Origin of the sequence: Paraburkholderia flagellata, assembly GCF_021390645.1 — a bacterium.
Taxonomy (GTDB): Bacteria; Pseudomonadota; Gammaproteobacteria; order Burkholderiales; family Burkholderiaceae; genus Paraburkholderia; species Paraburkholderia flagellata.
Window position 1 is genome coordinate 915,990 of record NZ_JAJEJT010000002.1, and the last position, 24,325, is coordinate 940,314.

The following is a 24,325-nucleotide window of genomic DNA, read 5'->3' on the forward strand; positions in this document are numbered from 1 at the left end:
GCGCTGGACGTTCGCTAAACGAATCAGTGTTCGTATATAGAACTTTTTCGCGATCGGGTGACGTGGACCTTCCGCGATGCGCATCGCTTTCAGGAACAGGCATGATCAACAAGATTTTCGACACGCTTCAAGCCGCCGTGGCCGATGTGCATGACGGCGCCACGGTGATGATCGGCGGCTTCGGCACGGCCGGTATGCCCGCCGAACTGATCGACGCGCTCATCGAGCAGGGCGCGCGCGACCTCACCATCGTCAACAACAACGCGGGCAACGGCGACATCGGCCTTGCCGCGCTGCTCAAGGCGAAGCGAGTGCGCAAGATCATCTGCTCGTTCCCGCGCCAGACCGACTCGTATGTGTTCGACGCACTCTATCGCGCCGGCGAAATCGAGCTTGAACTCGTGCCGCAGGGCAATCTGGCCGAGCGCATCCGCGCCGCGGGCGCCGGCATCGGCGGCTTCTTCACGCCCACGGGCTACGGCACGAAGCTGGCCGAAGGCAAGGAAACGCGCCTGATCGACGGCCGCCAATACGTGCTCGAAGCGCCGCTGCACGCCGACTTCGCGCTCATCAAGGCGTATAAGGGCGATCGCTGGGGCAACCTCGTCTATCGCAAGACGGCGCGCAACTTCGGCCCGATCATGGCGAGCGCGGCGAAGGTCGCCATTGCCCAGGTTTCGGAGGTTGTCGAACTCGGTCAACTCGATCCGGAAGACATCGTGACGCCTGGCATTTTTGTGCAACGCGTCGTGGAAGTGCCGCAAGCGGCCCATCAAGCGCAAGGCCAGGCAGCCTGAAGGAACGGAGAGAGGCAATGAAACGACTGAATCGCGATGAAATGGCCAAGCGCGTGGCCGCGGACATTCCCGAAGGCGCGTATGTGAATCTCGGCATCGGCGTCCCGACGCTGGTGGCCAACCACCTCGATCCGAGCAAGGAAATCTTCCTGCACAGCGAAAACGGCCTGCTCGGCATGGGCCCGGCGCCCGCACCTGGCCAGGAAGACGACGAACTCATCAACGCAGGCAAGCAGCACGTCACGCTGCTCACCGGCGGCGCCTACTTCCACCATGCCGACTCGTTCGCGATGATGCGCGGCGGCCACCTGGACTACTGCGTGCTCGGCGCGTTCCAGGTGTCGGTGAATGGCGACCTCGCGAACTGGCACACCGGCGCGCCCGACGCGATTCCGGCCGTGGGCGGCGCGATGGACCTCGCACTCGGCGCGAAGCAGGTGTTCGTCATGATGGAACTGCTGACGAAGCAAGGCGAAAGCAAGCTCGTGAGCGAATGCACGTACCCGGTCACGGGCGTGGCCTGCGTGGGCCGCATCTATACGGACCTTGCCGCGTTCGACGTTACACCCGAAGGCCTCGCCGTGCGCGAGATCTATTCGGATATCGATTTCGACGCGCTGCAAAAGCTTGCCGGCGTGCCGCTGATCGACGCGACGCAAAACCGTCGCGCAGCGTAAACTGGTTGTCGACGTGCGCATCGTTCGCACGTGCGTGGCGCGGCAGCCGTCGGCATTCGTCGACGGTTGCCGCGCCCGCTTCGTTCCATCTGTACTATCTGAACGCCTGCATTTTTCTACGCGCCACACTCCATGATTGAACGCCTCACGAGCCTGATCTGCGGGACCGAGCCGATGAATGCGGTCTGGTCTCCCGATGCCACGCTGCAACGCATGCTGGACGTCGAGGCGGCGCTGGCGCGCGCCTCTGCCGCGCATGGCGTGATCCCGCAGTCGGCCGTGGCCGCGATCGTAGAGGCCTGCGCGGCGGATCAGCTCGACGCGCCGGCGCTCGCACGCGACGCCGCGCTGGGCGGCAATCTGGCGATCCCGCTCGTCAAGCAGCTCACGGCGCGCGTGAAAGCCGCCGACGCCGAAGCCGCGAAGTACGTTCACTGGGGCGCCACGAGTCAGGACATCATCGATACGGCCACCGTGCTGCAGTTGCGCGACGCGCTTGCGCTGATCGAGCGGGGTATCGATGCGCTCTGCGCGACGCTTGCGGACCTCGCGCACACGCATCGGGCGACGCCGGCGGTGGGGCGCACGTGGCTCCAGCAGGCGCTGCCCATCACGCTCGGATTGAAGTTCGCGCAATGGCTCGACGCCATGCTGCGCCATCGCGAACGCCTCGCCGCGCTGCGCGAGCGCGCGCTCGTGCTGCAGTTCGGCGGCGCGGCCGGCACGCTCGCAAGTTTGCGCGACGCTGCGCCGAAGGTGGGCGTCGCGCTCGCCCAAGATCTCGGCCTCGCGTCGCCTGCGTTGCCGTGGCACACGCAGCGCGACCGTATTGCCGAAGCCGCGTCGTTCTTCGGCATGCTCATCGGCACGCTCGGCAAGATCGCGCGTGACATCTCTCTGCAGATGCAGACCGAAATCGGTGAGCTGGGTGAACCGGCCGCGGCGGGCAAGGGTGGTTCTTCGACCATGCCGCACAAGCGCAATCCCGTGGGTTGCGCAGCAGTCCTGACGGCTGCCACGCGCGCGCCTGGCCTCGTTGCGACGGTGTTCGCGGGCATGGTTCAGGAACATGAGCGCGCGCTCGGCGGCTGGCAAGCGGAGTGGGATGCGCTGCCCGATCTCGCGCGCCTTGCTGGCGGCGCGCTCGCGCAGATCGAACAGATCACGGCTGGACTCGAAGTGCGGCCCGAGCGCCTCGCGGCGAATCTCGACATCACGCACGGGCTCATTCTCGGCGAAGCGGTGATGCTCGCGCTCGGCGACCAGATCGGGCGTCTGGACGCGCATCATCTCGTTGAGCACGCATCGAAATCGGCGGTGCAAAGCGGCCACACGCTGTACGAAGTCCTCGCGGCGGATCCCGCCGTGACCAAACACCTGGACGAAGCGCGCCTCAAGGCGCTGCTCGATCCGGCCAATTACGTGGGGCAGGCGCACGCTTTCGTCGACGCGGTGCTCGCGTCGTACGCAGCGAGCGCAAATCAACGCACGCCCCATTGATCATAGAAGACACACGAGGAGTAACACGCATGCCTTACGCAGCCGTCAACGACACGCATTTGTTCTATCGCATCGACGGTACGGAGAACCGGTCGGCGCCATGGGTGGTACTGTCGAATTCGCTCGGTAGCGACGTGTCGATGTGGACGCCGCAAATCGCCGAGTTCACGAAGCACTTCCGCGTGCTGCGCTACGACACGCGCGGCCATGGCCACTCGGCCGCGCCGCAGGGCCCGTACACTATCGAGCAGCTGACCGGCGACGTGATCGGACTGATGGATCAGCTCGGCATCGAGCGCGCGCACTTCGTGGGCGTTTCGATGGGCGGCCTGACCGGCGTCGGCCTCGGTGCGCGATACGCCAACCGCATCGACCGCCTCGTGCTGTGCAACACGGCCGCGAAGATCGGCTCGCCGGAAGTGTGGGTGCCGCGTGCGGCGAAGGCTCGCAGCGAAGGCATGCTCGCGCTCGCTGACGCGGTGCTGCCGCGTTGGTACACGCCCGAATTCATCGCGAACAACGCGCTCGTCATGTCGCAAGTGCGCGACGTGTTCGTGCATACCGACAAGGACGGCTACGCTTCGAACTGCGAAGCAATTAACGCCGCTGACCTGCGCGGCGAGGTACCGTCGATCAAGGCGCGCACGCTCGTGATCTCGGGCACGCACGATCTGGCCGCGACGCCCGCACAAGGGCGCGAGCTGGCCGAATCGGTGCCCGGCGCGCGCTATGTCGAACTGAATGCCGCGCACATCTCGAACGTCGAGTTGGCGGATGAGTACAACAAGATCGTGGTCGATTTCCTGCTGGGGGCGTGATGAACGACGAAGAACGCTACGAAGCGGGCATGAAGGTGCGCCGCGCGGTGCTGGGCGACGCGCATGTCGATCGCTCGCTCGCCAATCGCACGGAAGTGACCGAAGAATTCCAGAATTTCATTTCGCGCTATGCATGGGGCGAGATCTGGACGCGCGATGGCTTGCCGCGCCACACACGCAGCTTGCTGACGATCGCGATGATGGTCGCGCTCAACCGCAGCGAGGAACTCGCGCTGCATCTGCGCGCCGCGCGGAACAACGGCGTCACGCGCGACGAAATCAAGGAAGTGCTGCTGCAAACGGCGATCTATTGCGGCGTGCCGGCGGCGAACTCGGCGTTCCATCTCGCCGACCGCGTTTTCCGCGAGCAGGACGCCGAGCAGGCCTGATCGAGTGGCGACAAAACGCGGGGCGAGCGTCCCCGCGTTCAGTCGAATACCGGCGACTCCACGCCGAGCACCTTGTGCAGGCGCGTGCTGGTCGTTGTGTACTGCAAATGAATTTTCTTCTCGGGGAACACGTGATGCGCGGCGCCGAACGCGGCGAGCGCGGCTTCGTGGAAACCTGAAAGAATCAGCTTCTTCTTGCCCGGATACGTGTTGATATCGCCGACGGCAAAGATGCCCGGCACGCTCGTTTCGAAGCGCGCCGTATCCACCGGCAACTGCTTGCGTTCGATTTCAAGGCCCCATTGCGCGATCGGCCCGAGTTGCGGCGACAAGCCGTAAAACACGAGCAGGCAGTCAAGTTCCAGCGAGCGCGTGACGCCGTCGCCGCCCGTCACCTTGACGCGCGTGAGCTTGCCGCCTTCGTCGTCGAAGCCGCTCAGCTGGCCGACGATCGACTGCATGCGCCATTCCTCGCATAGCGCGTGCATTTTCGCGACCGTTGCGGGCGCCGCGCGATATGCCTCGCGCCGATGCAGCAGGATCACGCTCTGAGCGACGTCCACGAGTTGCAGCGCCCAGTCGAGCGCCGAATCGCCGCCGCCGCACACCACGATGTCCTTGTCGCGGAAGCTTTCGAGGTCGCGTATGCGATAGAACAGCTGCGTGTCGCGGTATCGCTCGATGCCGCTCAGCTTGAGCGTGCGCGGCTGGAACGAGCCCACGCCTGCCGCGATGAACACCGTCTTCGCAAGAAACTGCGTACCCTTGCTCGTCTGCACGAAAAAGCGGCCGTCGGCGCGCGGTTCGACGATTTGCACCTCCTGGCCGAGATGGAACGTCGCGCCGAAAGGCTCGATCTGCTTCATCAGCGCATCTACGAGCTGTTGCCCGGTGTACATCGGCACTGCCGGAATGTCGTAGATCGGCTTGTCGGGGTAAAGCTCGGCACACTGGCCGCCGACCACGGGCAGCGAATCCACTACATGCGCGTGTATCTCCATCAGGCCGAGTTCGAACACCTGGAAGAGTCCCACCGGCCCCGCACCGATGATGAGCGCGTCGGTTTCAATGAACTGCGGCGGGAAGTGATCGTTGTGTTCGTTCATCGGCGCGCTCTCCTTGCGAGAGGTGGGATCGGCATGGGCGATGATAAAGAGTCCTATTCTTCAGGCTGCACGTCGGCTACATAGCGGCGCAGACAGGCGAGCAGCGCGGCTTCCTCGGCGCGGCTCGCGGCGTCGCTGGCCGAACCCGCGTCGCGCTCTTCGCCGAACATGGACGCGGGCGCGGGGATCGTATCGACCACGTGACCGTCGCGGAACACACGGATTTGACGTGTCGCTTCCACATATTCGGCGATCCAGTGGATGCCCTCGATATGCGTGCCGATGCGGACTGGCATCTTCATGAGATTCCCTCCTGGCGAGGCGCACTTCGGTCGACGTGCGCTCGCCGCAATCGCGTTTGCTATGGCGGATAGGGGCAACGATACGCCGATGGCGCGTTCCGTGCTCGAACCCGGCCCTCGCGGGTACGGCTGCTCGATCCGGCTACCCGAGTATGGCCTGAATCCAACGGCCGGAAAAAGAAAAGGCGGCCCGAACCCGGGCCGCCTGTACGGCGTATTACCAAACGAAAGCAGGCGCGGGCGAGGGCTCGCGCCAGGCGAGTTACTGCACCGTGGCGAGCACGTCGCGCACCGTGCCGAACAGGCGCGCGATTTCCTCTTCGGTCACGATGAGCGGCGGCGAGAACGCGAGAATGTCGCCCGTGAAGCGGATCAGCACGCCTGCTTCGAAGCACTTCACGAAAACCTCGTAAGCGCGCGCGCCCGGCGCGCCATCGCGCGAATCGAGTTCGACGCCGGCAACGAGGCCGAGGTTGCGCACGTCCTTCACGTGCTTTTCGCCGCGCAGCGCATGCGCTGCGGCCTCGAACTTCGGCGCGAGTGCGTCGGCGCGCTCGAACAGGCCCTCACGGCGATACAGGTCCTGTGTCGCGATCGCGGCGGCGGCGGCGAGCGGGTGCGCCGAATACGTGTAGCCGTGGAACAGCTCGATTGCGCCCTGCGCGCCGCTGTTCACGATCGTGTCGTGAATCGTGCGGCTCGCGGCCACGCCGCCCATCGGCACGGCGGCGTTGTTGATCGCCTTGGCCATGGTGATGATGTCCGGCGTGACGCCGAAATACTCGCTGGCCGTGGCCTTGCCGAGGCGCCCGAAGCCCGTGATGACCTCGTCGAAAATCAGCAGGATGCCGTGCTTCGTGCAGATCTCGCGCAGGCGCTGCAGATAGCCTTGCGGCGGAATCAGCACGCCCGTCGAACCTGCCACGGGCTCCACGATCACGGCCGCGATGGTCGAGGCGTCGTGCAGCGCGACGATGCGCTCGAGGTCGTCGGCGAGGTGGGCACCCCAGCCCGGCTGGCCCTTCGAGAACGCGTTGTGTTCAAGATTGTGTGTGTGCGGCAGATGATCGACGGCCGGCAGCAACTGGCCCGAAAACGCCTTGCGATTCGGCGCAATGCCGCCCACCGAAATGCCGCCGAAGCCCACGCCGTGGTAGCCGCGCTCGCGGCCGATCAGCTTGGTGCGCTGGCCTTCGCCGCGTGCGCGATGGTAGGCGAGCGCGATCTTCAGCGCGGTGTCGACCGACTCCGAGCCGGAATTCGTGAAGAACACGCGGTCGAGCCCGGCCGGCATGATCTCCGCGATCTTCTGCGCTGCCTCGAACGCGAGCGGGTGGCCCATCTGAAACGTGGGAGCGAAGTCGAGCTTGGCGGCTTGCTGGGCGATCGCCGCGACAATCTCCTCGCGTGCATGGCCCGCGTTCACACACCAGAGGCCCGCGCTGCCGTCGAGCACCTCACGGCCATCGGTCGTGCGGTAGTACATGCCTTTGGCCGATTCGAGCAGGCGCGGCGCGGCCTTGAACTGGCGGTTGGCGGTGAAGGGCATCCAGAACGACGAGAGATCGTCGATGACAGGGCGCGAAGTCATGCGTGCTTCTCCTCAGGTAGGTTTGGCTCAACTGTAGCGCCGGGGCTTGAAGCGCGGCATAGACAGTCTCTATACTGATCTGCAAACCGTGCTGGACAATTCTCGCCAACTGTATTGGTCGGCGCCCGGATCGTTCGGGTTTTCCCTCGCACTATACGCTGGCTTTCCCATGATCGAACTCGAACTGGAGCGTGGCCGCGGCGCAGCGCCTACGCTCGTCGAGCAGCTCGTACAGGGCTTCACGCGCGCTATCGAAGCGCAAACGCTGCGCGCTGGCGCGCTGCTGCCCTCGGTGCGGCAACTCGCGCAAACGCACGAGCTATCCACCTATACAGTGACCGAAGCGTACAGCCGCCTCGTTTCGATGGGCTTCGTGGTCGCGCGGCGCGGCTCGGGCTACCGCGTGGCGCAGCGCAGCGAGACGGCACGGGCGAGCGGGACGGGCTGGCAGCCGCCCACGCTCACGGCCACGTGGCTGCTCTCCGACGTGTTCGCCGATCATTCGGTGCCGATCAAGGCGGGCTGCGGCTGGGTGCCGGGCGAGTGGATCAACGAGAGCGGCCTGCAGCACGCCCTGCGCGCCATGAGCCGGGTGCCGGCCGTGCGTCTTGGCGACTACGGGCACCCTTACGGCTACGCGCCGCTGCGCGAGCGCATTGCGGCGCAACTGGACCGCCAGGGGCTGCCTGTCGAGGTGTCGAACGTCCTGCTGACGCAGGGCGCGACGCAGGGGCTCGATCTCATCGTGCGAACGCTGCTGCGGCCCGGCGACACGGTGCTCGTGGAAGACCCCGGCTACTGCAATCTGCTGCAGATCCTCAAGCTCGCGGGGCTCACGGTGCACGGCGTGCCGCGCACGCCGGCCGGGCTCGACATCGAGGCGCTCGAGCGCCAGGTGGCCGCGCATCAGCCCAAGGCGATCTTCGTGAACACGACGCTGCAGAATCCCACCGGCGCGACGTATGCGATGTCCAATGCGTTCCGCTTGCTGCAGATCGCCGAGCGCCAGCGCATGTGGGTCGTCGAGGACGACGTGAGCCGCGAACTTGCGCCGCCAGGCGCGCCGCTGCTCGCGGCGATGGAGGGCTTGCAGCGGGTGCTGTACGTCAGCGGCTTTTCGAAGACGGTCACGCCATCGCTGCGTTGCGGCTATGTGGTCGCCGAGCGCGATGTGCTGCGCGAGCTGGCGCGCGCGAAGATGGCCGTGGGGCTCACCTCGTCGTCTACCATCGAGCGCATGGTCGACAAGGTGTTGCTCGAAGGGCGCCACGCACGGCATGTCGAGCTGGTGAACGAGCGGCTGAAGGCCGCGCATGCGTGCGTGGAGGAGCGGCTGGATGCGCTGGGGCTCGAGATATTCCATCGTCCGCGCGCGGGGCTCTTCGTGTGGGCGCGCCTTGCGATCGAACCCGAACGGGCCGGCGCGATTGCTACTGCTGCGCTGCGCGACGGCATCTGGCTCGCGCCCGGCTCTTATTTCCGGCCCGACGACGAACCGAGCGCGTGGTTTCGCTTCAATGCACCGTATTCGACGGACGATGCGCTGTGGCGGTTTATCGAGCGTGCGCGCTAGGTCTCGCGCTCAAAACAAACTCTGCTGTCCCGACATCAGCGTATCGAAATCATCGCGCAGGAAAGGCAGAATCGCGTCCGCAACAGGCTGTAGCTGGCGGCTTACATAGAACGCGTAATCGAGCGGCGAACTCAGCGTTTCGAGCGGCTCGGGCCCGGCCGTCGTCATCACGTAGCTGATCCAGCCGCCGTTCTGATATTGGAGCGGACGGCCTTTCGCGCGATTGAACTCGTCCGCGACGCGCGCGGCCCGCACGTGCGGCGGCACGTTGCGCTGATATTCGACGAGCGGCCGGCGCAATCGCTTGCGGTAGACGAGCTGGTCGTCCAGTTCGCCATTGAGCGTGCGCCGCACATAGTCGCGGATGTACTCCACGTAGGGCTCGCGCTGGAAAATGCGCCGGTACAGCTCGCGCTGGAACTCCTGCGCGAGCGGCGTCCAGTCGGTACGCACGGTCTCGAGGCCCTTGAACACGACTTCTTCGCCGCCGTTCTTCGCGAGCGTGAGGCCGGCGTAGCGCTTTTTACTGCCTTCTTCCGCGCCACGTACCGTAGGCATGAGAAAGCGCGAGTAATGGCGTTCGAACTGCAATTCCAGGGCGCTTTGGATACCGAAGCGTTCCTGCAATTCGGCCTTCCACGATGCGTTGACGTGCTCGACGAGTTGCTTGCCGGTGCGCGTGGCGTCGGCCTCGCTGTGCGCGTGCTTGAGCCAGACGAAGGTCGAGTCGGTATCGCCGTAAATCACGTCGTAGCCCTGCGACTCGATGAGTTGACGGGTTCTGCGCATGATCTCGTGCCCGCGCATCGTGATCGAAGAGGCGAGGCGCGGATCGAAGAAACGGCAACCGGTCGAGCCGAGCACGCCGTAAAACGCGTTCATGATGATCTTGAGCGCCTGCGATAGCGGGGCGTTGTGCTGCCGCTTCGCATTTTCGCGCTCCTCCCACACTTGGCGCACGATTTCTGGCAGACAGTGCTTCTCACGGGAAAAGCGCGCACCGAGAAAGCCGGGCACGGACACATCGTCGCCGGGATCGCTCAGACCTTCGATGAGACCAACAGGATCGATCAGGAACGTGCGGATGATCGAGGGGTAGAGGCTCTTGTAGTCGAGCACGAGCACCGAGTCGTAGATGCCGGGGCGCGAGTCCATGACGAAGCCGCCGGGGCTGTTCTCGCCCACCACGTCGCCGAGATTCGGGGCGACGTAGCCGAGCCTGTGCATCTTTGGCAGATACAGGTGCGTGAACGCGGCGACCGAACCGCCGCTGCGATCCACGGGCAGCCCCGTGACGGACGCGCGTTCGAGCAGAAAGGCAATCAGTTCGGTTTTCTCGAAGACGCGCGTGACCAGTTCGCAGTCCTTGAGGTTGTAGCGGGCCAGCGCGGGTTTGTCTTCGTCGAAGCGGCGCTGGATCTCGTCCATGCGCTGATACGGATTGTCGATGGACTTGCCTTCACCGAGCAACGCCTGTGCGACGTATTCGAGGCTGAACGACGGAAAGCTCCAGGTGGCCGAGCGCAGCGCCTCGATGCCGTCGATGATGAGTCGGCCCGCTGCACCCGCAAAGAAATGATTTTCCCGCATGCCGTGCTCGCGCCACTCCATGACCTCGCCGCCGCGCCCAAGGCGCAGGGGCACGCCCGTTTGCTGGGCATGCGCGTGCAACACACGCAAGTCGAACTGCACGAGATTCCAGCCGATGATCGCGTCGGGGTCGTGCTGCGCCATCCACGCGTTGAGGCGTTCGAGCATTTGCGCGCGGCTTTCGCAGTATTCGAAGTCGAAGTCGATCTGGCTCGCGTCGCCATTGGCGGGGCCGAGCATGTAGACCTGGCGTTGTCCGCAGCCTTCGAGCGCAATGGAATAAAGCTCGCCCTGTGCGCTCGTTTCGATGTCGAGCGACACGAGTTTCAGGTGCGGGCGATAGCCGTTCGCGGGTTTCATTTCGCCGTCGAGCAGTACGGCGCTTTCGTTTGCGGCGTCCGAATCGCCGCGAAACAGCACAGGCGCGGTGATGAACCGCTCCATCATGTAGCGGTCGGGCGGCTGGATATCGGCTTCGTAGACGTCGACGCCCGCTTTGGCGAGGCGTTTTGCATGCCCCGCCAGGGCGCGATATTGCGGCGAGTAGAGCCCCAGCACCCGGCGGCGCTGGAAGTCGCACAGATTGAGCGGGCGGAGCTCGGCGCGCGCGTCGCCCTTTAGCGCGGCACGGGCCGCGGCTTGCTGCGCGGCCGGCACGAATGCGACAGAGGGCTGGGGACGCAGGCGCACCTGGCGCGGTCCCGCGTCGGTCGCGAGCCAGAAGTCGACCTCGGTGTGTTCGCCCGTATCGCGCCAATGGCGGGTGAGAATAAAACCCGCTTCAAACTCAGACAAAGTGTGACTCCGCCGCCCATGTTTCCCGGTTGCGATTGTAGCGGTTGAGTTGGCCGTTGAACCGGCATTTGAACCGAAGAAGGGCGGCGGGCCGTTTTAGCGCTGAAGCAGGTGCGCGAACATCGGATACAGCGAAACGATCAGCGAAAGCGCCATGGCGACGTTGAACAGACGCAGCCGCCGCGGATTCGACAGAAAGCGCCGCATGCTGGTCCCGAACGCGGCCCAGATGCAGATGCAGGGCAGGCCGATCACATAGAACAGGACGGCCATCGCCATCGTATTGGTGCCGAAGTTCGCGGAAAGGCGGATCGTGGTGGCGGCCGTGAGCACCATCATCCACGCTTTCGGATTGACCCACTGGAACGCGATGGCTTCGTGAAAGCGCATGGGCCGGTGCTCGCCGCTCTTGACCTTGAGGTCGCCCGAGGTGCCGATTTTCCACGCGAGATACAGGAGGTACGCAATGCTCGCGACTTCCAGCACGACGTAGAGCGACGGAATGTGCCGGAAGACCTGGCCAAGCCCGAAGCCCACCGAAAGCATGAGCACGACTACGCCCGCGCTAATGCCGAGAATGTGCGGCACCGTGCGGCGAAAACCGAAGTTGACGCCGGACGCGAGCAGCATGGTGTTATTGGGGCCGGGCGTGATGGTCGTGACCACGACGAAGAGCATGCCGGCGGGCAGCGCGCTGAGCATTTCGGGCAGCATGATGCGAGAGGCTCCGGAAAGAGAGGACTGATTCGACGGGAACCAGTTTAACGACAGTGCGCGGTACAGTACCGGTACAGTTGTGAAGACGCTGAACGGTACGGATTGGGGCGTGATGGCGCGGTTCGCCCGGTCGTTGACGACTTCGCGGACACGCCGGCAATGGTGATCGCCGGCATGGCCGAGGCGGTGGGCTCAAATCGCGCTGCGGCCACGGTCACTTTGTAATTTGGTCGTTGTGAATTCGCAAAAGAGAAACATGATTTGTTCATGCCTGTTCAATAGCGATCAAAACGGGAAAATCTCAAGTGGCGTCAACTCCCAGCGGGGATCCTGCAATTGGCCTTGGCGTACTGAGGTGCGCGCCCGATATTCAGCATAAATGTTGGCAAACCGTGCATCTTTAATCTGCTGCCGATGAGGGCGGTTGATTTGTCGAAACGAAACATAAAAAGGTCCTGACAAGATGGTGAACGCGGGTTTTTCCACTCAACGAGCGTTCCCCTGTAAAACCGGCTAGTCTTCATCGGTGCGCGCAATCTTTGAATCCTTGTGCGTGATCAGGTCTCTATCGAGATCGTGCGGATTCTGGAATATCGGATACGCACGATGCCAGGTGACTGAGACTGTCTTTTGAATGTTGTCACAGGATCCGCTCCGGTGACACCAGCAAGGAGACTGGCATGCGAGGTGCCGGCCGTGCGTTTGTCCCTTCGCTTGCTGCCTCGCTCGCGCTTTCCGCCAGCGAGGCCCCAACGTCGGGCTCCACCTCTATGCCGGCCCAGGCGCAGTGGGTGTTCGTCGTCATTCTCCTGTTCGTATTCAAGTACGGGACCTTCCACCTGAATATCCAGTCCGCGACGCAAGAGGGCAGCCTCATTGCGCAGATTCGCGCGACGATGTGGGTCACCGTGTTCGTGTTCGCATGACGTGTCCGATCGTTCGCGATGCGGTCGACTTCTAGCGCTTCAATCGTAGTCGTTTTCGGATGGATACAGCGGCGCGCCCAGCGGGGCTGCAACAGGGCGCGAAGTCATTTCAGGATGGACGCGGGCAGCCTGTCCAAGGATCCAGAGGAATACGCCAGTGTTTGCGAATCATGCTGCAGGTCGAGCGGTTTCCCTGCCTTTTGCCGTGACGCTGTGCGCGCTGTGTGTATTGGCGGCAGGCTCACTGCTGGCGGGCTGCCGTAAGGGCGAAGAAGCGCCAGTGACGGAGGTCCGTCCGGTACGCGTCGTCAGGGTGGAAAAGCAGGAGGCGGGAACAACCATCGCCTTGACCGGAAGGTTGCAGGCGCAGGCTGAGATCAATCAGTCGTTCCGTATCGACGGAAGAATGACGTCCCGCAACGTCGACGTCGGAGACCGCGTCCGGGCGGGCCAGGTGCTGGCGCGGCTTGACCGGATGAACGAGGAAAGCAGCCTCCAGTCCGCCCGGGCACAACTGGCCGCCGCTCAGGCGCAAGCCCTGGAAGCGCGCACCATGTTCACCCGGATGCGCGATCTGCTTGCGGAACATGCCGTGTCGCGTGCTTCGTTCGAACAGTCGGAAGCGATGGCAAAGATCACCCAGTCGCAAGTCGATTCTGCGCAGTCGTTGGTCAGCATCGCTCAGAATCGGCTGAGTTACACCGATCTGGTTTCCGACGTCGCCGGCGTGGTGACGGCGCGTGGGGCGGAGCCGGGTGAGGTGGTCCCGGCTGGCCGCATGATCGTGCAGATCGCTCGCGAAGGCGCGGTGGATGCCGTATTCGATGTGCCCGCCGCGATCAAGGATGTCGCGCCGGCCAATCCCGACATTGTCATCGCGCTTGCCAGCAACCCCGAGGTCACCGCCGTTGGTAAGGTGCGCGAAGTATCGCCCCGCGCCGATCCGGTGACCGGAACCTTTGCGGTCCGGGTTCAAGTTGTTGATCCACCGGCAGCCATGCGCCTTGGCAGTACGGTCATTGGCCACATGAAGCTCCCGCGCGCGGCGGCCATCGAAATTCCTTCGAGCGCCCTGATCCAGCCCGGAGGAAAACCGGCGGTCTGGGTGGTCGATACGAAGACAGGGACGGTTTCGGTGCGTGAGGTCGAGCTTCAGGCATATGGCGAGGACCGCGTTCAGGTATCGCAAGGGCTCACCACAGGCGACGTGGTCGTGACTGCCGGCGTGCAGGCATTGCGGCCGGGACAGAAAATTAACTGGACCGAGGCCCCCAGGTGATTGGCCCGAATCTTTCCGAGTGGGCGCTTTCCAAGCGCCCCCTGGTGGTGTTCCTGATGATCGCTGCGCTTGTCGCGGGAACGCTGTCATTTCTCCGGTTGGGGCGCGCGGAAGATCCGGTCTTTACATTCCGCACCATGGTGGTGGCCGCCGCGTGGCCGGGGGCCACCGTCGACGACACGCTCTCGCAGGTGACCGAGCGGCTCGAACGCACGTTGCAGGAGACCCGTCACCTCGATCGCATACGCAGCTATACGACAGCGGGTCAGACGACGATCTTCGTCGATCTTCTGCAATCCACGCCACCCTCCGAAGTCCAGGACATCTGGTATCAGGTTCGCAAAAACGTGGGTGATATGCGGCAAACGCTGCCGGCGGGCACGCTCGGGCCGTTCTTCAATGATGACTTCGGCGACACCTACGGCATCATCTACGGATTCACGGCCGACGGCTACAACATGCGCCAGTTGCGTGATCGCGTCGAGGCGATTCGCTCGCGTTTGCTGCTGGTGCCGGACGTTTCGAAGATCGAGGTCCTGGGCGCGCAGGACGAACAGATCTACATCGAGTTCTCGACCACCCGTCTCGCGGGCCTGCGTCTGGACTATCCGACCATCGTCGCGGCATTGAGAGCGCAAAATCTCATCAGGCCGACCGGCGTCCTGCAAACCGGGCAGGAGCGGGTGTTCTTCAGGGTGACGGGCGCCTTCGATTCCGAACGCGACATCGAGAATGTCAACCTGGTGCTGGGAGGGCGCATCGTACGCCTGGGCGATATCGCCACCGTCAGACGCGGCTTCGCCGACCCTCCACAGCCCATGTTCCGCGTCAACGGCAAGCCGGCCATCGGGCTCGCGATCGCCATGCGCGATTCGGGTGACATACTGGCGCTCGGTCGCAACCTGAAGGCCGAGATGGCCGACGCCACCGCGAACCTGCCAGGCGGCATCGAGCCGTTCCTGGTCGCCAATCAGTCGGATACCGTCGATGTCGCGATCAACGACTTCATGGCGTCGCTCTGGCAGGCCATCATCATCATCCTGGTGTGCAGCTTCGTAAGTCTGGGCATACGGCCGGGGACGGTGGTGGCATTGTCGATCCCGCTGACGCTCGCGATCGTCTTCGGGGTCATGGACGTCGTGCACATCGACCTGCACCGGGTGTCGTTAGGAGCGCTGATCATCGCGTTGACTTTGCTGGTCGACGACGCCATGACCACGGTCGACGCCATGATCAACCGCCTCGCCGCCGGTGACAGCAAGGATCAGGCCGCGACTTTCGCATACCGCACGCTGGCCGCGCCAATGCTGATCGGCACGCTCGTATCGATATCCAGTTTCGTGCCGATTGGCTTCGCGAAGAGTTCGGCCGGCGAATATACGTTTTCCATTTTTTCGGTGGTGGCGATCGCACTGCTCGCGTCGTGGTTCGGCGCGGTGATTTTCTCGCCGCTGGTCGGTGTGGTGATCCTGAAAGCGCCCAAGGCGGAGAAGGAGCCGCGCAAACCCGGCAAAATGCTCACAGCTTATGGCCGCTTCCTGCGTGGCGCGCTGCGGCTGAGGTGGTTGACGATTGCCATCACGCTCGCGGCGTTCGTGGTGTCGATCTTCCTCGTGCGGTTCGTGCCGCGGCAGTTCTTTCCCGCTTCGGACCGGCCCGAACTGACGATGGATCTGACCTTGCGCCAAAACGCGTCCATCCACGCGACCGAAGACCAGGTCGCGCGGCTCGAAGCCATTTTGAAAAGCGATCCGGATGTCGATCATTTCAGCAGCTACGTGGGCCGCGGCGCAGTGCGCTTTATTCTCACGCTCAATGCTCAGTTGCCCAATCCGTTTTTCGCACAGATCATTGTGGTCGCGAAAAGTCTCGAGGCGCGGGACCGGCTGCAATTGAAACTGGAGAAGATACTGAGCGACCAATTCCCCGGCATCGTCGCTCGCGTGTCGCCGCTGGAACTGGGGCCGCCAGTGGGGTGGCCGTTGCAGTATCGCGTTTCTGGCCCCGACCCGGCGCAGGTGCGCAGGGTCGCACTCGATCTGGCCGGTATCGTGGGTGCGGACGAGCGAACGCGCCACATCAATTTCGACTGGATGGAACCGGCCCGGCAGATCCGCATTCACATCAACCAGGATGAAGCGCGTCAACTCGGCGTGAGTTCCGCTGCGCTGGCCGCCATCATGAACACCGTCATTACCGGCACGCCGCTCACGCAGATACGCGACGACATCTACCTTGTCAACGTCGTCGCGCGAGCGCAGGAAGAGCAGCCGCTGACGGTCCAGTCGCTGAGTACGTTGCAGGTTCCCACGCCGAGCGGGCGCATGGTTCCACTCAGCCAGTTCGCGACGTTCACTGAGGAACAGGAGTCGCCGCTGATATGGCGGCGTAACCGCGTGCCGACGCTCACGGTGCGCGCCGACGTGATGCATGGCAAGCTGCCCGACGAAGTCGTCGCAACGCTCGCGCCGAAGATCGATGCGTTCAATGCGAAGCTGCCCAAGGGCTACCACGTCGCGACCGGCGGCATCTTCGAGGAAAGTGCGATCTCGCAAGCCTCGGTGTTCGCCGTGGTCCCGGTGATGATCGTGCTGATGCTGACGAGCATGATGCTGCTACTCGTGAGCTTCAAGCGCCTGGCCATGGTGGTCTCGGTGATGCCATTGGGCCTGATAGGCGTGGTGCTCGCGCTGCTGATTTTCAACCGGCCGCTTGGTTTCGTCGCCATCCTGGGCATTCTCGCGTTGATCGGCATGATCGCGAAGAACGGCCTGATCCTGATTGTGCAGATCGAGACCTATCGGCAAGAGGGTATGGGTGTGCTCGAGGCCGTTGTCGCCTCGGGCACTTCGCGCATACGGCCAATGATGTTGACGTCGATCTCGACCGTGTTCGGCCTGATCCCAATCGCGCCCACCGTGTTCTGGGGCGCCATGGCCTTCGCAATCATGGGCGGCTTGCTTGTGGCGACGGTACTGACCCTGGTGTTCCTGCCGGCGCTGTACATGGTCGTGTTCGGCAAGGAAGACCGGCCGCCGTCGCAGTCTTCGGGGATGGCGAGCGGGGCGACGTGAGCCACCGTGGCCTGACTCCATCCGGTAGACGCCCGCCGTTTTCGCGCACGCTGGTTTTTCCATAGAGGAGGCGCATCTTCCATGAGCTCACCAACGCTCCGTGCTTTCCTGCTCGACTGGCGTTCGCATTGGCGCGTCGCGCTGGCACGCGCGGTTTGCTTTCTCGCGCTATGGATCATCCTGATGCCGAGCGTGAAGCCGGCCGATCTCATCTGCGGCCTGATTGCGACGCTCGTCGCGACGCAGATGAGCCTGCGTCTCCTGCCGCCCGCCGCGGGAAAGGTGCGCCTCGGCGCCTTGATCGTGTTCGTGCCGCATTTCCTCGTGCAGTCGCTGCTCGCTGGCATCGACGTGGCGCGCCGCGCCTTGGACCCGCGCCTGCCTTTGCGGCCGGGTATCGTGGTCTATCGTGTCGGTTTTCCGCCGGGGACGGCGCGCAATGGTTTCGCCATCATCACGAGCCTCTTGCCTGGCTCGCTTCCGGTTGACGAGACCGCGGACGGGCTCGTTTACCACTGTCTCGACACCTCGCAGCGGGTTGCCGAACAACTGGCGGATGAAGAACGGCGCCTCGCGGGTGCACTGGTCAGCGGTGAACGTCATGGCTGACGTGCTCATTGCCGTTTGCGCGCTGGTGCTGCTCATGGTGGCCGTGGGCTTGTTGAGCGTGCTGCGCGGGCCCACGCGCGCCGACCGGATGATGGCCGCGCAACTCTTCGGCACGGGAGGGATTGCGGCCTTGCTGCTGGTCGGGACGGCAAGCGGCGTCGAGGCGGTAGTGGATGTGGCGTTGACGCTCGCCGTGCTTGCGGCGTTCGCGTCGGTGGCCTTCGTCAAGGCCGATCGTCAGGCAGAAGGCGATATCGCGCAGGAGGACCGGAAATGAAAACAGCAGCCGACATCTTCACGATCATTGCCATGCTCGCCGGCATTTTCTTCTTCGTGGCCGGTACAGTCGGGCTGTTGCGGTTCCCGGACACATACACGCGGCTGCACGCGCTGACCAAGGCCGACAATCTGGGCCTCGGCATGGTGGTGCTGGGGCTGTTGCCGCAGACGGGGCATATCGTGATCGCCCTCAAGCTGATCGTGGTCTGGCTGCTGGTGATGCTGACGTCGTCCGATGTGTCGCAACTCATCGCGCGCGCCGCGCGCCGGCAGGAGGAGGGCACATGATCTCCGCCATCTCTGTCGGCATCGGGATTCTGCTGCTGGCGCTTGCGCTCTGGACCGTCGTTGTGCGCGATACGTTCGCCGCGGTCGCCGGGTTCATCCCTTACGGCCTGCTGCTCACGTTGGCCTGGCTGGTGCTGCGCGCTGTCGACGTCGCGTTGACCGAGGCGGCCATCGGTGCGGGCCTGACCGGCGCGCTGCTGATCCGCGCGGCTTCGCGGCTGGAGGCAACCGAAGCGGCGGCCCAGGCCGAAACACCTGGCCTTGCGATACGCGTCGCAGCTGGAGTGGCCGCCACGGCGGTCACCGTCGTGATCGCCGTTAGCCTGTTGAGCTTGCCGGACCCGGCCCCGACTCTCGCGCCCGAGGTGGCGCGAAACATTCAGACGACGGGCGTCGGCAATCCGATCACGGCCGTCCTGCTGTCGTTTCGCGCGATCGACACGCTGCTGGAAGCCATCGTGTTGCTGTTCGGCGTGGTCGGCGTCTGGTCGCTGGCGCCGGATCGCTGCTGGGGCGGCAGGCCGGGACTCGCGCAGAGGGTCAGTCCCAACGACATTCTGGTGTATCTCGCGCGCGTATTGCCGCCGATAGGCGTCGTGATCGGCATCTACATTTTCTGGGTCGGCGCCGATCATCCAGGCGGCAAGTTCCAGGGCGCCACGGTGATTGCCGCCATGTGGCTGCTCGTCATGATGTCCGGTCTGCGCGATGCTCCGCCGGTCAGTCGCCGCTGGCTGCGCGCCGTGCTGATCCTCGGGCCGGCGGTCTTCATCGCGCTTGGCCTGCTCGGCGCCGTCATGGCGGGAGCGTTTCTGGCGTACCCCGATGGCTGGGCGAAGACGTGGATCATCATCATTGAAGCCGCGTTGCTGCCTTCGCTTGCCGTAACCCTGGTACTCCTGCTGGTCGGGCCGCCGCAGCGGCCGGAGGTGAACGCATGAACGTCTCGCAGCTGTTCGGCTTGACCGCTGCCGCCCTGGTGGGTCTTGGCATGTATGGCCTGATCGTCAACCCGCAGCCCTTGCGCAAGGTGCTGGCCTTCAACCTCACGGGCAACGGCGTTTTTCTGGCGTGTGCCGTGATCGCGCATCGAGGAGCGGGCGCCGGCATGTCCGGCGATCCAGTGCCGCAGGCGCTGTTGATTACGGCGATTGTCGTGTCGTTTGCCGCTTCCGCGCTGGCCGTCGGACTCATGCTGCGCAGGTTCTCGGAAACGGGCTCGAATTCGCTTTCGGCGGACGGTGGTGCGGCGGCGGGCGGCGCGCGCGCCAATACGGAGGCGAGGTGACGACGCTGGCGCTCACGGGGCAATCAACGCCGGGCGGCCTGCTGCTGGTGCTCGCCGTGTTGTTGCCTTTTGCCGGGATGCTGGCGGGGTTGGCGCTCGGTGGCCGCCACGCGCAACGCGTGGCCTGGGTGACGATCGCCTTCGGTATCGGCATGGTGCTGGAAATTGCGGCCAGGCTGCTGGTCTCGGGCGACGCATTGCGCTATCTGCTGGGCGGCTGGTCGCCGCCGCTGGGCGTCATGCTTCGCGCCGACGGCCTCTCGGTCTGCATGATGCTCGTGGTCGCCGTGGTGGTGGGGGCGGTGGCGATTTACGCCAATGGCGACTTCGGCACGCCGTCCGGCACGAGCGAAGCACGCGCGCCGCTGGCATTCTGGCTGCTGCTGCTGGCGGTGTGGGGAGCGCTCAATCTGGTGTTCGTGAGCGGAGACATCTTTACGCTCTACGTCGCGCTCGAACTGCTGACTTTTGCGGGCGTGCCTCTCGTGTCACTCGACGGCCGCGCCGAAACTTTGCAGGCTGCGTTGCGCTATCTGCTGTACGCGCTGATCGGGTCGATGCTGTATCTGCTGGGGGTTTTTCTGCTCTATGGCGCCTATGGCACGCTGGACATCGCGCTGCTTGCCGCGAGGATCGGTGCGCAGCCGCTAGCCTGGACCGCGTTGGCGTTGATGACGGCCGGCATGCTCGCCAAAACCGCGCTGTTCCCGCTGCATCTGTGGTTGCCGCCGGCGCACGCGGGCGCGCCCGCCGCCGCGAGCGCGCTGCTGTCGGCATTGGTCATCAAGGGATCGTGGTTCGTGGTGGTGCGGTTGTGGATCGACGTCTTCGCCGGCATCGTGAGCGGCTCCTGCGCGCAACTGCTTGCGGGTCTGGGGGCGCTCGCGATCGTCTTCGGCAATGTGGTGGCGCTGCGCCAGGTACGGCTGAAGCTCTTGATCGCTTATTCGACGGTCGCCCAGATCGGCTATCTGTTCCTGCTGTTCCCGCTTGCCGTGCAGCACGAAAGCGCCCGAGCCGTCACGGGCGGCTTGTTGCAGGCCGTATCGCACGCGAGCGCAAAAGCGGCCATGTTCCTCGCGGCCGGTCTGATCTATAGCACGCTGGGGCACGACCGTCTGGCCGACCTGCGCGGCGCAGGGCGCGCCTTGCCCATGACGCTGACGGCTTTCGCGCTGGCCGGCGCCACGCTGATCGGATTGCCCCCTTCCGGGGGCTTTCTGGCCAAGTGGCTGCTGATGTCGGCGGCACTCGCGACGGGGCAATGGTGGTGGGCGCTAGTGATGCTGGTCGGCGGCCTGCTCACGAGCGTCTACGTCTTCATGGTGGTGGTGCGCGCGATGGAGCCGGCCGCGCCCGGCTGGTCGCCGCAAAAGCAGGTGCCTCGTTACCAGCAGTTCGCCGTGCTTGGCCTCGCAACGTGTTCCTTCCTGCTTGGCCTTGCCGTACTGCTGCCGGTCGACGTGGCGCAGATTGGCCGCACAGTGATGCCGCCAGCGGGGCTGCCATGAACCTCTCCCAGGCTCTGCTCGCCGCAGCCGTCGGGTTGCCATTGCTGATGCTGCTGCTCTGTGCGTCGGCGCCTGTTCGCAGGCGCCTGCCGTCATGGTTCGCGATCGCTGCGCTGCCCGCGCTGGCCGCGGCCGTCGGCGGCAGCCAGAGCGAAACCTTGACGCTCGGTCACAGCCGGTTCGCCCTGAGTTTCGCGCTCGATACGCCAGGCGCGTTGTTGCTCGGCACGGCGGCGCTGTTGTGGGTCTTCGCCGGAATCTATGCCGCACGATATGTACGCGGTCGCGAATATATCGATGGGTTTGTCGTCTGCTGGTTCATGGCCTTGACCGGCAGCGTGGGCGTGTTTCTGGCGGCCGATCTGATTGGCTTCTATCTGATGCTGGCAGTGTTGAGCGTCGGCGCCAGCGGCTTGGTGCTCCAGGGCGACGGGCCCGAAGCCCGATACGCGGGCGCACTCTATCTTGGTGTTGCATTGCTGGCTGAGGCTTTCGTGCTCGGAGGATTGGTCCTGCTGGCACAGGCCACGCCTCACGGCAGCCTGCTGATTCGCGATGCGGCTGCGGCCTTGCCGGGCTCGCCTTCGCGCAACGCGACGCTGCTATTGCTGCTGGTTGGCCTCGGCATGAAGGCCGGGATGGTGCCGCTGCATTTCTGGATGCCGCATGCCTATCGCGCTGCACCTGTTCCGGCGGCGGCGGTGCTCAGCGGCGCGGTGGTGAAGGCCAGCGTGATCGCATTGGTTCGTTTTCTGCCATTTACTTTCAACGACGCATGGCCGCACTTCGGCATGCCTTTCGCGGCGCTGGGCATGTTCGGCGCGTTCTACGGCGTGGCAATCGGCATCACCCAGTCTCAGCCGAAAGTCGTGCTTGCGTACTCGAGCGTCAGCCAGATGGGCTTCCTCATGGCCGTGATCGGCATGGGTCTGGCCGCAGGCGATCCCGCTACCGTCGTGGCAGCGGCTTACTATGCCGCGCACCATCTGCTGGTCAAAGGCACGCTGTTTCTGGCCGTGGGCGTGGTCGTGCTGACGGGTGCCAGATCGTTGCGACTCGTGCTGCTGCCCACGGCGATCATCGCGCTTGGCCTGGGCGGCTTGCCGTTGACCGGCGGCGCGTTGGCGAAATACGCGGCCAAGGACCTGCTGTCCGGCAATCTGGCCAGCGTGCTGGCTGCGGCGTCTTCAGCCGCGACCACGTTGCTGATGCTTCATTTCATGCGCTGTCTGGGAGCCGTGGCCACGACCGATTCCAACGCGCGCGCTCCGGGGCCGCTCAGGGGGGCATGGCTGGCAATGGTCGTGGTCTCGCTGGCCGTTCCGTGGGTGCTGTATCTGCGTATCCCAGTAGGCTCGCTGCCCGAGGCGCTGGCTCCCGCGGCGCTGTGGTCGGCACTCTGGCCGGTGCTCGTTGGCGCGGCGCTCGCGATTGGCTGGAGTCGATGGGGCAAGACGGTGCCGTCCGTGCCTGTGGGCGATGTCGGTGGCCTCCTGCGCGGTCTGCAACGAGGCGGCGCGGGGGCCGCACGAATCGCGGTGTGTACGGATGCGTTCGTGCGAGGCTGGTCCGTGTCCTGTCTGACGCTGTTGCTCGCGGCGCTGTTGTTCGGTGGCCTGCTCGCGGTGGCCGCGTGATGTGTGTGGCGCAAACGACCGCACGGCCTGCGCATACGGGATGCGGTCGCAGCAGAACCTGGAGTACGTCATGAGAACGCTGACGCGTGCTGCGATATTTGCCGCCGCTACCAGTTGCCTGGGCGGCTGCATTAGCGTGGGTCCCGATTACAGTCGCCCCGAGGTGGCAGTGCCCGCAACGTGGCGGGTCGATTTGCCCGAGGCTGAAGAAGTCGTGGACACGGCGTGGTGGGAGCAGTTCGACGATCCGGTGTTGAACGACCTGATTCAAACTGCGCTAGAGGGCAATCTGGACGTGCGCATCGCAGCGGCGCGTATCGACCAGTTCATCGGCTTGTTGCGCGCTGCGCGCTCGCAGGGTCTCCCGCAGATCGGCTATGGCGCCAACGTGAGCCGCAACCGGACCAGCGAGGTCGGGATGCCACCGCTGTCCCCGGTGCTCGATCCCGTATTCAATCTCTATCAGGGCATGCTGTCCGCTTCCTGGCAAATCGACCTGTTCGGCCGGGTAAGACGCCTGACCGAAGCCGCGCAGGCGCAGGTCTATGCCAGCGAACAGGCCCAGCGGGGCGTCGTGCTTTCGCTGGTGACCGGCGTGGCGACCAGCTACATCACGCTGCGCGGGCTCGACCGGCAACTCGAAATCGCGCGGGCCACGGCGAGCAACTTCGGCGAAACATTACGGATATTCGAGTTGCGCTACCGCGACGGGCTCGTGTCCCAGACGGAGCTTTCCCAAGTGCGCTCGCAGTACAAGCTGGCGCAATCCACGATACCGGCCGTCGAACAGCAGATTGCCATCGTGGAAAACGGCATTTCCATTCTGCTTGGACGCAATCCTGGGCCGATTCCGCGTGGCAAGTCGGTGAGCGAACTCGTGCTTCCCGTCATCCCGGCGGATCTGCCTTCGACACTGCTCGAGCGGCGGCCCGATATTCTGCAGGCCGAACAGAATCTGGTCTCCGCCAATGCGAACGTCGGCGCCACGCGCGCGCTTTACTATCCCACGATCTCGTTGACTGGGGCGCTGGGTTCGGTCAGCACGGCCTTCGGCGACTTCCTTTCCGGGCCTGCCGCGCTCTGGTCGATCGCAGCAGGAGTGACCGGGCCGATCTTCACCTCAGGCGCCATTGAAGGCCAGGTGCAGTCGGCCGAGGCGCAAAAGCGCCAGGCCGAACTGGTCTACAGGCAGACGGTGCTGGGCGCGTTCAACGACACCAACAACGCGCTCGTCAGCTCACAGAAGACCATCGAGCAGACCGGGTTTCAGCAACAGCGTGTCGATGCGCTGCGTGAATATGCACGATTATCGAGTCTCAAGTTCGAAGACGGCCTGGTTGGCTATCTCGAAGTGCTGATATCCGAAAACGACCTGTTCTCCGCCGAGCTTGCCCTCGCCAGCCTGCAGGCCTCGCGCTATAACCAGGTGATCAGCGTGTATCAGGCCATGGGCGGCGGCTGGGTCGATATCGCCGATTCGCGTACGCCTGTGTCCCTGAGCGCCGACCGAAAGGGCAATGCCCCGCAGGGCAGGTGAATTCACACAGGCTGTAAAGACATGGTTGTGCGTTCATGGAAC

At 64.4% G+C, this 24,325-nt stretch carries 23 protein-coding genes; 17 read left to right on the forward strand and 6 right to left on the reverse strand.

Translation table 11 applies throughout. The features are described from left to right. Positions 1 to 101 precede the first annotated feature (101 nt). The 5 genes from L0U83_RS18525 to pcaC all read left to right on the forward strand — a co-directional run bounded on the left by L0U83_RS18525 (position 102) and on the right by pcaC (position 4,181). Positions 102 to 797 (forward strand): 3-oxoacid CoA-transferase subunit A, encoded by a 696-nt coding sequence (locus L0U83_RS18525; RefSeq protein WP_233885346.1) that lies wholly within the window; start codon positions 102 to 104, stop codon positions 795 to 797. Between the two features lie 17 nt (positions 798 to 814). Further along, entirely contained in the window at positions 815 to 1,474 is a 660-nt protein-coding gene (locus L0U83_RS18530) for a 3-oxoacid CoA-transferase subunit B (RefSeq protein ID WP_233885347.1), read from the forward strand. A gap of 132 nt (positions 1,475 to 1,606) precedes the next feature. Then, complete coding sequence (locus L0U83_RS18535) at positions 1,607 to 2,974, forward strand: 3-carboxy-cis,cis-muconate cycloisomerase (protein WP_233885348.1); 1,368 nt, start codon at positions 1,607 to 1,609, stop codon at positions 2,972 to 2,974. A gap of 29 nt (positions 2,975 to 3,003) precedes the next feature. Further along, positions 3,004 to 3,792 (forward strand): 3-oxoadipate enol-lactonase, encoded by a 789-nt coding sequence (pcaD, locus tag L0U83_RS18540; protein WP_233885349.1) that lies wholly within the window; start codon positions 3,004 to 3,006, stop codon positions 3,790 to 3,792. After that, complete coding sequence (gene pcaC, locus L0U83_RS18545) at positions 3,792 to 4,181, forward strand: 4-carboxymuconolactone decarboxylase (protein WP_233885350.1); 390 nt, start codon at positions 3,792 to 3,794, stop codon at positions 4,179 to 4,181. The genes pcaD and pcaC overlap by 1 nt, the downstream gene beginning before the upstream one ends. A gap of 38 nt (positions 4,182 to 4,219) precedes the next feature. On the opposite strand, the gene L0U83_RS18550 is transcribed toward pcaC, so the two are convergent. The 3 genes from L0U83_RS18550 to aptA all read right to left on the reverse strand — a co-directional run bounded on the left by L0U83_RS18550 (position 4,220) and on the right by aptA (position 7,180). Continuing rightward, positions 4,220 to 5,287: an NAD(P)/FAD-dependent oxidoreductase gene (locus L0U83_RS18550; RefSeq protein ID WP_233885351.1), complete on the reverse strand. Its 1,068-nt coding sequence runs from the start codon at positions 5,285 to 5,287 to the stop codon at positions 4,220 to 4,222. Between the two features lie 53 nt (positions 5,288 to 5,340). Further along, positions 5,341 to 5,589, reverse strand: coding sequence for a hypothetical protein (locus L0U83_RS18555; protein ID WP_233885352.1), 249 nt, complete (start codon positions 5,587 to 5,589; stop codon positions 5,341 to 5,343). Positions 5,590 to 5,851: 262 nt separating this feature from the next. Continuing rightward, positions 5,852 to 7,180 carry an omega-aminotransferase AptA gene (aptA, locus tag L0U83_RS18560; protein WP_233885353.1) on the reverse strand — a complete coding sequence of 443 codons (1,329 nt, stop codon included), beginning with the start codon at positions 7,178 to 7,180 and terminating at the stop codon, positions 5,852 to 5,854. 169 nt (positions 7,181 to 7,349) lie between these two features. Between aptA and L0U83_RS18565 the strand changes: the two genes are divergently transcribed. Next, a complete protein-coding gene (locus tag L0U83_RS18565; protein ID WP_233885355.1) occupies positions 7,350 to 8,753 on the forward strand; it encodes an aminotransferase-like domain-containing protein in 1,404 nt (467 codons plus the stop codon). Between the two features lie 9 nt (positions 8,754 to 8,762). On the opposite strand, the gene L0U83_RS18570 is transcribed toward L0U83_RS18565, so the two are convergent. The 3 genes from L0U83_RS18570 to L0U83_RS18580 all read right to left on the reverse strand — a co-directional run bounded on the left by L0U83_RS18570 (position 8,763) and on the right by L0U83_RS18580 (position 12,341). Further along, positions 8,763 to 11,138 (reverse strand): DNA polymerase II, encoded by a 2,376-nt coding sequence (locus tag L0U83_RS18570; RefSeq protein WP_233885356.1) that lies wholly within the window; start codon positions 11,136 to 11,138, stop codon positions 8,763 to 8,765. Positions 11,139 to 11,234: 96 nt separating this feature from the next. Continuing rightward, positions 11,235 to 11,852, reverse strand: a complete 618-nt coding sequence (locus L0U83_RS18575; RefSeq protein ID WP_233885357.1) for a LysE family translocator — start codon at positions 11,850 to 11,852, stop codon at positions 11,235 to 11,237. Between the two features lie 288 nt (positions 11,853 to 12,140). Continuing rightward, positions 12,141 to 12,341 (reverse strand): hypothetical protein, encoded by a 201-nt coding sequence (locus L0U83_RS18580; RefSeq protein WP_233885358.1) that lies wholly within the window; start codon positions 12,339 to 12,341, stop codon positions 12,141 to 12,143. Between the two features lie 194 nt (positions 12,342 to 12,535). On the opposite strand from L0U83_RS18580, the gene L0U83_RS18585 reads away from it, so the two are divergent. The 11 genes from L0U83_RS18585 (at position 12,536) to L0U83_RS18635 (ending at position 24,283) form a co-directional block, all read left to right on the forward strand. Next, complete coding sequence (locus tag L0U83_RS18585; protein ID WP_233885359.1) at positions 12,536 to 12,781, forward strand: hypothetical protein; 246 nt, start codon at positions 12,536 to 12,538, stop codon at positions 12,779 to 12,781. A 157-nt stretch (positions 12,782 to 12,938) separates the two neighbouring features. Further along, a complete protein-coding gene (locus tag L0U83_RS18590; RefSeq protein WP_233885360.1) occupies positions 12,939 to 14,060 on the forward strand; it encodes an efflux RND transporter periplasmic adaptor subunit in 1,122 nt (373 codons plus the stop codon). Next, the gene (locus L0U83_RS18595) at positions 14,057 to 17,134 is read left to right on the forward strand and encodes an efflux RND transporter permease subunit (RefSeq protein WP_233885361.1); all 3,078 of its coding nucleotides are present in this window, start codon (positions 14,057 to 14,059) and stop codon (positions 17,132 to 17,134) included. Before L0U83_RS18590 ends, L0U83_RS18595 begins: the two co-directional genes overlap by 4 nt. An 81-nt stretch (positions 17,135 to 17,215) precedes the next feature. Then, positions 17,216 to 17,743 carry a Na+/H+ antiporter subunit E gene (locus L0U83_RS18600; protein ID WP_233885363.1) on the forward strand — a complete coding sequence of 176 codons (528 nt, stop codon included), beginning with the start codon at positions 17,216 to 17,218 and terminating at the stop codon, positions 17,741 to 17,743. Beyond that, positions 17,736 to 18,020 (forward strand): MrpF/PhaF family protein, encoded by a 285-nt coding sequence (locus tag L0U83_RS18605; protein WP_233885365.1) that lies wholly within the window; start codon positions 17,736 to 17,738, stop codon positions 18,018 to 18,020. The genes L0U83_RS18600 and L0U83_RS18605 overlap by 8 nt, the downstream gene beginning before the upstream one ends. Next, complete coding sequence (gene mnhG, locus L0U83_RS18610; RefSeq protein ID WP_233885367.1) at positions 18,017 to 18,310, forward strand: monovalent cation/H(+) antiporter subunit G; 294 nt, start codon at positions 18,017 to 18,019, stop codon at positions 18,308 to 18,310. Before L0U83_RS18605 ends, mnhG begins: the two co-directional genes overlap by 4 nt. Beyond that, entirely contained in the window at positions 18,307 to 19,251 is a 945-nt protein-coding gene (locus L0U83_RS18615) for a hydrogenase subunit MbhD domain-containing protein (RefSeq protein WP_233885369.1), read from the forward strand. Before mnhG ends, L0U83_RS18615 begins: the two co-directional genes overlap by 4 nt. Further along, complete coding sequence (locus L0U83_RS18620; RefSeq protein WP_233885371.1) at positions 19,248 to 19,598, forward strand: NADH-quinone oxidoreductase subunit K; 351 nt, start codon at positions 19,248 to 19,250, stop codon at positions 19,596 to 19,598. The genes L0U83_RS18615 and L0U83_RS18620 overlap by 4 nt, the downstream gene beginning before the upstream one ends. Then, a complete protein-coding gene (locus L0U83_RS18625; RefSeq protein ID WP_233885372.1) occupies positions 19,595 to 21,109 on the forward strand; it encodes a complex I subunit 5 family protein in 1,515 nt (504 codons plus the stop codon). The genes L0U83_RS18620 and L0U83_RS18625 overlap by 4 nt, the downstream gene beginning before the upstream one ends. Next, on the forward strand, positions 21,106 to 22,746 hold the full coding sequence (locus L0U83_RS18630) for a proton-conducting transporter transmembrane domain-containing protein (protein WP_233885373.1): 1,641 nt from the start codon (positions 21,106 to 21,108) through the stop codon (positions 22,744 to 22,746). The genes L0U83_RS18625 and L0U83_RS18630 overlap by 4 nt, the downstream gene beginning before the upstream one ends. A gap of 70 nt (positions 22,747 to 22,816) precedes the next feature. Further along, positions 22,817 to 24,283: an efflux transporter outer membrane subunit gene (locus L0U83_RS18635; RefSeq protein ID WP_233885374.1), complete on the forward strand. Its 1,467-nt coding sequence runs from the start codon at positions 22,817 to 22,819 to the stop codon at positions 24,281 to 24,283. The last annotated feature ends 42 nt before the right edge of the window (positions 24,284 to 24,325 follow it).